The sequence below is a fragment of the Trinickia sp. genome (genome assembly GCF_051954495.1).
Classification (GTDB): Bacteria; Pseudomonadota; Gammaproteobacteria; order Burkholderiales; family Burkholderiaceae; genus Trinickia.
Genome location: NZ_JBQCHR010000080.1, coordinates 1 through 11,104 on the forward strand (window position 1 = coordinate 1; position 11,104 = coordinate 11,104).

An 11,104-nucleotide genomic window follows, 5' to 3' on the forward strand; every position below is an offset into this window, starting at 1 on the left:
CCGGGAAAATCCAGTTTTTCCATCGCCTGCACGAGCAGTTCAAACGGCAGCCGTTTGAACCGACCTTCCTTCTTGCCATACCCGCTGTCAGGCGCGTGGCCAATCAGTTCATCGATGACGTGCCCGCTGACGCCTGCCAGCTCGCCAAACGTCTGGAACGTGTGGCGGAAGCTGTGATACACGAGCGCGGGGTCCGTGACGCCGATGGGCGAGCGCAGGTATTCGTTAAACCAGGCGCTGAACACCGCACCGCGCTTGCCATACTGGTTGGTCGCGAGGTCGGGAAAGAGCCATGCCGAGCCGCCGGCTGGCCGGCGCGATTCGACGTAGTCGAGCCAGCCGAGTCGCAGCAGGTTGCGGTGGACCGGGACGTGGCGCATGACGGTCCGGTTCCCGGTGCGGCTCTCGCGCTTGGAGTCGTGCAGGTGAAGACACCATACGCCCGCGCGCTGGACCACGTCGGCGACCGTGAGCCGGCACAGGTCTTCGACCCGGGCGCCGGTATGCGGGCCGAGCAGCGGCAGCCAGTAGGCGGCCTCGACACCGCCCTTGCCCGGACGATGGCCATGCATATACACGGGGCAGGAGAAGACCTGGTTCAACTGGTCCACCGTGAAGGCGGTGCGTACGGTTTTTCGGTTGCGCTCGACCACTTTGGCGGGATACTTCAAGCCGCTGAACGGGTTGCGGGCCAGCTTCGTCAGTTTCTTGCTCATGGCGAGCGTGATAAGCGGTGACAGCAACGCCAGAATCGTGTTCACGCGACCGTGCTCGAGCTCGTCCCTTTCCAGGCAGAGCGTCTTGAATCGTTCAACGTGGTCGGGCGTCAAGACCGTCAGGGGCAGGTCGCCGACATGCGACTTGAAGCGCTGTACCTGCCTCGTCACGTCGTGGACGGTTTTCGGCGAAGGCATCCGCTCCTCCTTCCAGCATTTCAGGGCGGCTTCCCAGGTATCGTTTTGGTCGACCAGGGGAATCAGCTCGGGCGTCTCGCTAACTTCGCCCTCGAGGCGCCGCAACTCTTCTTCCACGACAGCCAGTTGCGCATCGGCAATCGCCTTCAACAGCGTGACAAATTCCGCCGACGCAGCGGGCAGCCAGGCGCGCTCCCACATCAGATGCTCCTCGACGGACTCGCGCACGTCCGAAAAGTCTTCCGCCGCGCGGGCGCGCCGCAGCTGCCTGCGCGCCTCCTGCAGGAGGTTCTTGTGTGCCTCGTCGTCGTACAGAGAGCCGTCTGGCTCGCGCGCGGGCTCCTCCCTGAGCAGCACGGGGCGATACACATCGTCGTTCAAGAGGGCAATTGATTTGTAGCGTTCGACCAGTCTTGGAATGTGCAGACCGTCAAGGCGGGTCGTGCCCGGCGGCTGCACGGTCGGGTGATAGGGGTGAGGCTCGTCGTCGACGGCGCGCATTGCCTGCGGCAACCAGGCGTCTGCGGCCATGGCGGCAGAGGCGGCCGCCGCCCGCGCCGGAGCGACGAGGCGCTCATACTCGAGGGCGGCCATCGGCAGGCGGGTGATGGCCTCGGTCCGGCACGGCGTTTCCAGGCTCACCCAAATTTCAGTTTTCCGCAGCTGCGCGCGCAGCTCGAGCGGCACCTTGCGGCGGAAGTAGTAATGGGTCGAATCGGCGCGGGTGGTCAGGTAGGGGTGTTTCACGGTGTGCTCTCCACGTTGAGGTAACAGTGGCGTGTAGCACCCGCTCCCGGAAAACCGCCCGCCTCTAAAACGTTCGCGCGCTTTAGACTCGTAATGCGCCTGTTCGGGCGCATTCCCGGCGTTCCAGAGACAAAAAAGCCGCTGAACCTTGCGGAACAGCGGCTTTTTCTTGAAGCTGGTGGCGAATCAGGGACTCGAACCCCGGACCTGCGGATTATGATTCCGTCGCTCTAACCGACTGAGCTAATTCGCCGAAGAAGACGGATTATGGTCACGACGGGCCGCGCTGTCAACCCCCTTTTGCAGGGCCACCCCCCAGCGGCCCCGCAATCGGCCCGTCGTGCCCCCCTCAATCCTTCGCGTAGATGTTCGAGTCCTTGGTCTCCTTCACGAACAACATGCCGATCACGAACGTGCCGAGCGCGATCACGACCGGGTACCACAACCCCGAGTAGATGTTGCCCTGGGCCGCGACGATCGCGAACGCCGTCGCGGGCAGGAAGCCGCCGAACCAGCCGTTGCCGATGTGGTACGGCAGCGACATCGACGTGTACCGGATCCGGGTCGGGAACATTTCCACCAGCATCGCCGCGATCGGCCCGTACACCATCGTCACGTAGATCACGAGCAACGCCAGGATCGCCACGGTCATCGGCCAGTTCAGCTGCGACGGATCGGCCTTCGTCGGATACCCTGCGCTCTTGAGCGTGCCGGCCAGCGACTTGTCGAATGCTTTGGCCTTGTCCTTCGCGTCCGGGGCCTTGCCGTCGTACGTGTCGATCACCGTATCGCCCACCTTGACCTGCGCCAACGTTCCCGCCGGCGCCGCCACGTTCGCGTAGTTCAGGCCCGATTTGGCCAATGCACTCTTGGCGATGTCGCACGAACTCGTGAACTTGGCCGTGCCGACCGGGTTGAACTGGAACGAGCATTCGCCGGGGTTCGCCACGACGACGATCGGCGCTTTCTGTTCAGCCGCTTCGAGCGCCGGGTTCGCATAGTGCGTCAGCGCCTTGAACAGCGGAAAGTACGTGAGCGCGGCGATCAGGCAGCCCACCATGATCACGGGCTTGCGGCCGATCCGGTCGGACAGCGAGCCGAAGAACACGAAGAACGGCGTGCCGATCAAGAGCGCCAGCGCGATCAGGATGTTGGCCGTCGCGCCGTCCACCTTCAGCGTTTGCGTCAGGAAGAACAGGGCGTAGAACTGGCCCGTGTACCAGACCACGGCTTGGCCGGCCGTCAAGCCGATCAGCGCGAGAATCACGACCTTCAGGTTGGCCCATTGGCCGAACGCTTCGGTCAGCGGCGCCTTCGACGTCTTGCCCTCGGCCTTGATGCGCTCGAACGCGGGCGATTCGGACAGTTGCAGGCGAATCCATACCGACACCGCCAGCAGAATCAGCGACGCGATGAACGGAATGCGCCAGCCCCAGGCGCCGAACGCCTCTTCGCCCATCGCCGTGCGCACGCCGAGGATCACGAGCAGCGACAAGAACAGGCCCAGCGTCGCCGTCGTTTGAATCCACGAGGTGTAGTAGCCGCGGCGGTTGGCCGGCGCGTGCTCGGCAACGTACGTCGCCGCGCCGCCGTACTCGCCGCCCAGCGCGAGGCCCTGCAGCAGCCGCATGGCGATGAAGATGACCGGAGAAGCGAAACCGATCGACGCATACCCGGGCAGGAAGCCGACGACGAAAGTCGACAAGCCCATGATCACGATCGTGATCAGGAAGGTGTACTTGCGCCCGACCATGTCGCCCAGCCGGCCGAACACGAGCGCGCCGAACGGACGCACGGCGAAGCCCGCCGCGAAGCCGAGCAGCGTGAAGATGAACGCGGCGGTCGGATTGATACCGGAGAAGAAGCTCTTGCTGATGTAAGCCGCGAGCGAACCCGCTAGATAGAAGTCGTACCACTCGAAAACGGTGCCGAGCGAAGACGCGAAGATCACCCGCTTCTCGTCGCTCGTCATCGGCGCGTGCGAAATTTGCCCGCCAACGGTTGCCATGAGTCGTCTCCAAACAATTTTGATAATAAGTTCGCAGGTGGCCGTCTGAGGCTCACACCCGTCGTCGATTATTGGGAGCCAACCTTACGGCGTACTGACGCGGGAGACGCGTCCGGCATCTTTTTGTTAGAAAGCGATTTGTCGGTTTTTCCCGGTCTTCGTCGGGCAAAAACGGCCAAATTTGCGCTATCTCGCTGGGTTCGGCGATTTTATCGTCTGGGGGGAAGGGCGGCGGGACGTAAGGCTTAGGGTAACTCCGGGGTGGTTCTCGATATAGGCAAACTGACGCGTACCAGCGTGCCGACCAGGCGCGGCGCTTCCTGATAGACGTGATCCTCGAGCGTCAGCGTGCCCCCGTGCATGGTGGCGATCTCCCTGACGATCGCGAGCCCTAGCCCGCTGCCGTCGCCTTCCCGCCCGAGGATGCGGTAGAACCGCTCGACCACTTTCGGCCGTTCGGCCGGCGCGATGCCGGGCCCTGTATCCTCGACTTCGATATCGACTTGGCCGCCTTCGTGTCCCGCTTCGTAGCCAGCTTGGTAGCCGGGTTGGCGCCGTGCGGCGACGCGTACGGTGATGCGCCCGCCGGCGGGCGTGTAGCGGATCGCGTTGTCGATGATGTTCGAGAGCATCTCCCGGAGCATGACGGGATTGCCTTCGACGAAAACAGGCGCTTCGGGGCCCTCGTAGCCCAGATCCATCTGCTTGGCCAGCGCGGCCTGCACCCAGTCGCGCACGGCCAGCCGAGCCAAGTGCGCGACCTCGACATGAGTGAAGACTTGGCCCGACATGCGGTTTTCCGCGCGCGCCAGCGCGAGGAGCTGCGTGACGAGGCGGGCCGCTTGATCGGATCCAGCCGCGATCTGCTCGAGCGAGCGGCGCACCTCCGGCGACACGTCGTGACGCATCGCAAGCTCGGCCTGCATGTGCAGCCCGGCGAGCGGGGTCTTCATTTGATGCGCGGCGTCGGCGATAAAGCGCTTCTGCAGATCGATGTTTTGGGCGAGCCGCGTCAAAAGCTCGTTGAAGGACGTGACGAGCGGCTCGATTTCAGGCGGGGCGCTCGACGCTTCCAATGGCGAAAGGTCGTCGGGCAGGCGCGCGCGCAGGTTCTCCTGCAGCGTCGTCAGCGGCGCGAGCCCGCGCGAGAGCCCGAACCAGACGAGGACGATCGCGAGCGGCAGGATCACGAACTGCGGCAGGATCACGCCTTTGATGATGTCGTTCGCCAGCGCGCTGCGCTTGTCGAACGTCTCGGCCACTTGCACCAGCACGGCTTGCCCGTCCCCGCCGGGCGGCAGCTCCACTGTCGTATAGGCGATGCGGATGTCGTTGCCGTGCAGCATCGCATCGCGAAATTCGACGAGACCCGGCTGGGGGCGGTCGTCCACGGGCGGCAGCGGCATGTCGCTCACGCCGGCGACGAGCTCGCCCCGTGTCCCCAGCACTTGATAAAAGACTTTGTCGACGTTGTCGCCGCTCAGAAAGTCGCGGGCGGCATCAGGCAAAGTCAGCGTCGCGACGCCGTTGACGGGGTGAATCTGCCGGGCGAGCACGTAAGCGTCGGTCTCGAGGCCGCGATCGAAGGGCCCGTTCGCGATGGTTTTGGCGACGAGATAGGTCACGGCGATGCTCATCGGCCACAGGAGCAAGAGCGGCGCGAGCATCCAATCGAGAATTTCGCCGAACAGCGACCTCGGCCGCCGCGTCGTCGCACCCTCGCGTTCGTCGGGCGGCGCGAACGGGTTCACGGGGGCCGCGCCGCGCGGGGGCGGCGGCGATTGGGGCGAGGGCGGTTCGGGCGGCCGTGCTTTCGCGTCGGGCGCTCGCTCGGCGTCCTCGTTCGCGGAGGCGGGCGAAGCCACGGTGCGCCTACTTGTGACGGGCGTGCGCGGCAGGGTCGGCTGGCGTCGGAGGCGGGGCGGGCACGCTCGACACTTCGCTTGCGGACGTGGACGTGGGCGGCGTCGCGCCGGCGCCGTTCGCCGCGGGCTTTTCCAAACAGTAGCCCAGGCCGCGCACGGTGATGATGCGCACGCCGCTCGGCTCGATCTTCTTGCGCAAGCGGTGAACGTAAACTTCGATCGCGTTGTTGCTGACTTCCTCGCCCCATTCGCAGAGGTGATCGACGAGCTGCTCCTTCGACACGAGCCGCCCGATCCGCTGCAGCAGCACTTCGAGCACGCCGAGTTCGCGCGCCGACAGTTCGAGCACCTGCTCGCCGACGGACGCGACGCGTCCGACCTGATCGTAGGTGAGCGAGCCGTGACGCACGACGGCCGGCCCGCCGCCGCTGCCGCGTCGCGTGAGCGCCCGCACGCGCGCTTCGAGTTCGTTCAGGTGAAACGGCTTGCTCATGTAGTCGTCGGCGCCCAGATCGAGCCCCTTCACGCGTTCGTCGACGCCGTCCGCGGCCGTCAGAATCAGCACCGGCAAGGTGGAATTGCGCGCGCGCAGGCGGCGCAGGACCTCGAGCCCCGACATGCGGGGCAGGCCGAGATCGAGGATCAGCAGATCGAACGTCTGCATCGACAGCGCGCTGTCGGCCTCGCTGCCGCCTTTGACGTGATCGACGGCATAGCCCGATTGGCGGAGTGATCGGACGAGGCCGTCCGCGAGTATGCTGTCGTCTTCGGCAATGAGTATTCGCATGGTGCGCCGCACGGCCGGACGGTGCTTTCGCGCCGGCGCCGGGCGGGTGTCTCCGATTGTCTTTATAGGGGTCCGAGGGGCGAATCGGCGCGGCGCTGCTGGGTCGCTCGTTGCCGCAACGCAAATCCGCCGGTGCCGGGCTTGCAAAGAACCCTGTTTTTTTATACAGTGTCTGCGTTTCGCGCGTCAGCCGGAAAATATGTGCCGCGAGCACGTGCCGCCACCCTGCGGCGCCTACGCCTCACAGCCGGCCCGCTCGCCTCAGACGCCCGCTCATCATAGCAAAGGACGATTCATGGAAGAAAGCAAGAAAGGCTCGGCTGGACTGACGGCTGAAAAGAGCAAGGCGCTGGCCGCCGCACTCGCGCAGATCGAAAAGCAGTTCGGCAAAGGGTCGGTCATGCGGCTCGGCGACGGCGAGGTGGCCGAGGACATCCAAGTGGTGTCCACGGGCTCGCTGGGCCTCGACATCGCACTCGGCGTCGGCGGCTTGCCGCGCGGGCGGGTGGTCGAAATCTACGGGCCGGAATCGTCGGGTAAGACCACGCTGACGCTGCAAGTCATCGCCGAAATGCAAAAGCTCGGCGGCACGGCGGCGTTCATCGACGCCGAGCACGCGCTCGACATCCAATACGCCGCGAAGCTCGGCGTGAACGTGGGCGATCTGCTCGTGTCGCAGCCCGATACGGGCGAGCAAGCGCTCGAAATCGCCGATGCCCTCGTGCGCTCGGGCTCGATCGACATGATCGTCATCGATTCGGTCGCGGCGCTCGTGCCGAAGGCCGAAATCGAAGGTGAAATGGGCGATTCCCTGCCGGGTCTGCAGGCGCGTTTGATGTCGCAGGCGCTGCGCAAGCTGACGGGCACGATCAAGCGCACGAACTGCCTCGTCATCTTCATCAATCAGATCCGGATGAAGATCGGCGTCATGTTCGGCAACCCCGAAACCACGACGGGCGGCAACGCGCTGAAGTTCTACGCTTCGGTGCGTTTGGACATCCGCCGTATCGGCTCGATCAAGAAGAACGACGAAGTCATCGGCAACGAAACGCGCGTCAAGGTCGTGAAGAACAAGGTGTCGCCGCCGTTCCGCGAAGCCATCTTCGACATCCTGTATGGCGAAGGCATTTCGCGCCAAGGCGAAATCATCGATCTGGGCGTGCAAGCGAAGATCGTCGACAAGGCCGGCGCGTGGTACAGCTACAGCGGCGAGCGGATCGGCCAAGGCAAGGACAACGCGCGCGAATTCCTGCGCGAGAATCCCGATATCGCGCGCGAGATCGAAAACCGAATCCGTGAATCGCTGGGCGTGAACGCCATGCCGGCAAGCAGCGGCGCGGTCGAAGTGGCCGACGAAGAGTAAGCCTCGCCTGATGCGAAAAGAGCGGGCGCCTTCGGCCTCGGAGCAGACCGGCCGATCGAGCCGGCCCGCTCGTTCGCTGAAGGCGCGAGCGATCGACTATCTGTCGCGGCGCGAACACAGTCGCGCCGAACTCGCCCGCAAGCTGGCGCCGTTCGTCGAGGAAGGCGATACGCTCGATCCGCTTCTCGATCTACTCGAGCGTGAAGGCTGGCTATCCAATGAACGCTTCGCCGAAAGCGTGCTCAACCGGCGTTCGGCCCGCATGGGCGCGAACCGAATCGTCAGCGAACTGCGCCAGCACAAGCTCGACGACTCCCTGATCCAATCCATTGGCTCGCAGCTACGCGACACCGAGCGCGCCCGCGCTCAGGCGGTGTGGCGCAAGAAGTTCGGTCAATTGCCGCAATCGCCCGCCGATCGCGCGAAGCAGATTCGCTTTCTGGCGATGCGCGGTTTCTCGCAGGCGACGATCGCCCAAATCCTCAAGGGCGACGACGATTGGGGCGACGAGTAGGGCGCCGAGGCGGAGTCCGGTGCTCCAAATACCCAGTATGTTAAAATCGGTCGGTTTTCCTCTGCCAGCCGTCCCCCTCGCATGCCGCTCTCTCCGCCCGTTTCCCGCCAGTTGCGCCATCGCCGCGCAATCCATGCGGAAGCGTTCGAGCGAGACGACGGCCTGTGGGATATCGAGGCGTGTCTGACCGACCACAAGCCGCGCGATGTCGCATTGGCCCCCGGTGTCCGGCCCAAAGGCCTACCGATCCATGAACTCTGGCTCCGCATCACCATCGATCGCAAGCTCACCATCGTCGACGCCGAAGCGTCGTCGGAATGGGTGCCCTATCCTGGCCACTGTTCAGCTGCCAATCCCGCCTATCGCGCGCTCATCGGTCTCAACCTCCTCAACGATTTCCGCCGCCACGCACGGCGCTTGCTCGCCGGAACGGCAGGCTGCACGCATCTCACCGAACTCTGCTCCATCTTGCCGACCGCCGCGATCCAGGCGTTCGCCGGCGATGTCTGGAATACGCGCGATAGCGCGACTGACGAGCCCGAGGGCGAATCCGAAGGCGCGGGCGTCCATCGCGAGCCGCCTTTCCAGCTCGACCGCTGCCATGCGCTGCGGTTCGACGGCGAAGCGGTGCGCCGTTTTTATCCGCGCTGGTACGGGCACGCCCCGCGCAGCGTCAAAGCGAGCGATGCACCGGCGGCGCGGCCGCCGGCGACCGTGACCCGGACAGCGAAACCGGACGCGGCGGGCTCCACGGAATTACCCCATCACGATCACGAAGTTCAATCCAACTCTCAGACTGAAGGGAATCACGCATGAAGATTCACGAGTACCAGGGAAAGGAAATCCTGCGGAAATTCGGCGTCGCGGTACCGCGCGGCAAGCCGGTGTTTTCGGTGGATGACGCGGTCAAGGCCGCTGAAGAGCTCGGCGGCCCGGTTTGGGTCGTCAAGGCGCAAATCCATGCGGGCGGCCGCGGCAAGGGCGGCGGCGTGAAGGTCGCCAAGTCGCTCGAGCAGGTTCGCGAGTACGCGAATCAAATCCTCGGCATGCAGCTCGTCACGCACCAAACGGGTCCGGAAGGCCAGAAGGTGAACCGCCTGCTGATCGAAGAAGGCGCGGACATCAAGAAGGAACTGTACGTTGGTCTCGTGATCGATCGCGTGTCGCAAAAGGTCGTCGTGATGGCCTCCAGCGAAGGCGGGATGGACATCGAGGAAGTCGCCGCCAAGACGCCGGAAGCGATCCACAAAGTGGCCGTCGACCCGTCCAAGGGCCTGCTCGATTCGGAAGCCGACGATCTCGCCAAGAAGATCGGCGTGCCCGACGCTTCGATCCCGCAAGCGCGCGCCATTCTGCAAGGTCTCTACAAGGCCACGTGGGAAACGGACGCCTCGCTCGCCGAAATCAACCCGCTGATCCTCACGGGCGACGGCAAGGTGATCGCGCTCGACGCCAAGTTCAACTTCGATTCGAACGCGCTGTTCCGTCACCCGGAAATCGTCGCGTATCGCGATCTGGACGAAGAAGATCCGGCTGAAGTCGAAGCGTCGAAGTTCGATCTCGCCTACATCTCGCTCGACGGCAACATCGGCTGCCTCGTGAACGGCGCGGGCCTGGCCATGGCCACGATGGACACGATCAAGCTGTTCGGCGGCGAGCCGGCGAACTTCCTCGACGTCGGCGGCGGCGCGACGACCGAGAAGGTCACCGAAGCGTTCAAGCTGATGCTGAAGAACCCCGGCCTGAAGGCGATTCTCGTCAACATCTTCGGCGGCATCATGCGTTGCGACGTGATCGCGGAAGGCGTCATCGCCGGTTCGAAGGCGGTGAACCTGAGCGTTCCGCTCGTCGTTCGCATGAAGGGCACGAACGAAGATCTGGGCAAGAAGATGCTCGCCGAGTCCGGCCTGCCGATCATCTCGGCGGACAGCATGGAAGAAGCGGCGCAGAAGGTCGTTGCGGCCGCCGCGGGCAAATAAGGGCGCATCAGCTTCACGGATACGAATGGCGGCGCGTGGTGCGGCAGGCCCGTGCGAATGCACGCGGCGACGCAGCGCGACGCCAAACGAACAGAGGTCAATACATGTCGATTCTCATCAACAAAGACACGAAGGTCATCACGCAGGGCATCACCGGCAAGACCGGCCAGTTCCATACGCGCGCATGCCGTGAATACGCGAACGGCCGCGAAGCCTACGTCGCGGGCGTGAACCCGAAGAAGGCCGGCGAAGATTTCGAAGGCATTCCGATCTACGCGAGCGTGAAGGAAGCGAAGGCCGAAACGGGCGCGACCGTCTCGGTCATCTACGTCCCGCCCGCAGGCGCCGCCGCGGCGATCTGGGAAGCGGTCGAAGCCGACCTCGATCTCGCCATCTGCATCACGGAAGGCATCCCCGTGCGCGACATGATCGAGATCAAGGACCGCATGCGTCGCGAAAACCGCAAGACGCTGCTGCTCGGACCGAACTGCCCCGGCACGATCACGCCGGACGAGCTGAAGATCGGCATCATGCCGGGCCACATCCACCGCAAGGGCCGCATCGGCGTCGTGTCGCGTTCGGGCACGCTGACGTATGAAGCAGTCGGCCAGTTGACGGCAATCGGCCTCGGCCAGTCGTCGGCAGTCGGTATCGGCGGCGACCCGATCAACGGCTTGAAGCACATCGACATCATGAAGATGTTCAACGACGATCCGGATACCGACGCGGTGATTATGATCGGCGAGATCGGTGGCCCGGACGAGGCCAATGCCGCCTACTGGATCAAGGACAACATGAAGAAGCCCGTGGTCGGCTTCATCGCCGGCGTCACCGCACCGGCCGGCAAACGCATGGGCCACGCCGGTGCGCTGATTTCTGGCGGTGCCGACACGGCCGAAGCCAAGCTCGAAATCATGCAAGCCTGCG

8 protein-coding genes, 1 tRNA gene and 1 pseudogene are annotated in these 11,104 nt (G+C 64.4%); 5 read left to right on the top strand and 5 right to left on the bottom strand.

Annotated features, from left to right (window positions below; genetic code table 11):
- The 5 genes from ACTHNR_RS10950 to ACTHNR_RS10970 all read right to left on the bottom strand — a co-directional run.
- Positions 1-1,661 (bottom strand): DUF6538 domain-containing protein (locus ACTHNR_RS10950; RefSeq protein WP_440547627.1); only part of this gene is annotated, 1,661 nt, incomplete at its 3' end.
- Positions 1,662-1,837: 176 nt separating this feature from the next.
- Positions 1,838-1,914: transfer RNA gene (locus ACTHNR_RS10955), tRNA-Met, on the bottom strand.
- Positions 1,915-2,010: 96 nt separating this feature from the next.
- Entirely contained in the window at positions 2,011-3,669 is a 1,659-nt protein-coding gene (locus ACTHNR_RS10960; protein WP_440547628.1) for an MFS transporter, read from the bottom strand.
- A 245-nt stretch (positions 3,670-3,914) separates the two neighbouring features.
- On the bottom strand, positions 3,915-5,534 hold the full coding sequence (locus ACTHNR_RS10965) for a sensor histidine kinase N-terminal domain-containing protein (RefSeq protein ID WP_440547629.1): 1,620 nt from the start codon (positions 5,532-5,534) through the stop codon (positions 3,915-3,917).
- A gap of 7 nt (positions 5,535-5,541) precedes the next feature.
- A complete protein-coding gene (locus ACTHNR_RS10970) occupies positions 5,542-6,321 on the bottom strand; it encodes a response regulator (protein WP_440547630.1) in 780 nt (259 codons plus the stop codon).
- 295 nt (positions 6,322-6,616) lie between these two features.
- Between ACTHNR_RS10970 and recA the strand changes: the two genes are divergently transcribed.
- From recA to sucD, 5 genes and pseudogenes are all read left to right on the top strand, one after another.
- Positions 6,617-7,684 carry a recombinase RecA gene (recA, locus tag ACTHNR_RS10975; protein ID WP_440547631.1) on the top strand — a complete coding sequence of 356 codons (1,068 nt, stop codon included), beginning with the start codon at positions 6,617-6,619 and terminating at the stop codon, positions 7,682-7,684.
- A gap of 31 nt (positions 7,685-7,715) precedes the next feature.
- Positions 7,716-8,198 (top strand): annotated as a pseudogene (recX, locus tag ACTHNR_RS10980) (recombination regulator RecX); the annotation flags it as partial.
- A gap of 81 nt (positions 8,199-8,279) precedes the next feature.
- Positions 8,280-9,014: a DUF2889 domain-containing protein gene (locus ACTHNR_RS10985; protein WP_440547632.1), complete on the top strand. Its 735-nt coding sequence runs from the start codon at positions 8,280-8,282 to the stop codon at positions 9,012-9,014.
- The gene (gene sucC, locus ACTHNR_RS10990) at positions 9,011-10,177 is read left to right on the top strand and encodes an ADP-forming succinate--CoA ligase subunit beta (protein WP_440547633.1); all 1,167 of its coding nucleotides are present in this window, start codon (positions 9,011-9,013) and stop codon (positions 10,175-10,177) included. Before ACTHNR_RS10985 ends, sucC begins: the two co-directional genes overlap by 4 nt.
- Before the next feature lie 104 nt (positions 10,178-10,281).
- Positions 10,282-11,104: succinate--CoA ligase subunit alpha (gene sucD / locus ACTHNR_RS10995; RefSeq protein ID WP_440547634.1), on the top strand; the 823-nt coding region annotated here is incomplete at its 3' end.

Coding starts and splice junctions, on each gene's coding strand:
- ACTHNR_RS10960 (WP_440547628.1), bottom strand. CDS start 3,669: ATGGCAACCGTTGGCGGGCAAATTTCGCACGCGCCGATGACGAGCGAC.
- ACTHNR_RS10970 (WP_440547630.1), bottom strand. CDS start 6,321: ATGCGAATACTCATTGCCGAAGACGACAGCATACTCGCGGACGGCCTC.
- recA (WP_440547631.1), top strand. CDS start 6,617: ATGGAAGAAAGCAAGAAAGGCTCGGCTGGACTGACGGCTGAAAAGAGC.
- ACTHNR_RS10985 (WP_440547632.1), top strand. CDS start 8,280: ATGCCGCTCTCTCCGCCCGTTTCCCGCCAGTTGCGCCATCGCCGCGCA.
- sucC (WP_440547633.1), top strand. CDS start 9,011: ATGAAGATTCACGAGTACCAGGGAAAGGAAATCCTGCGGAAATTCGGC.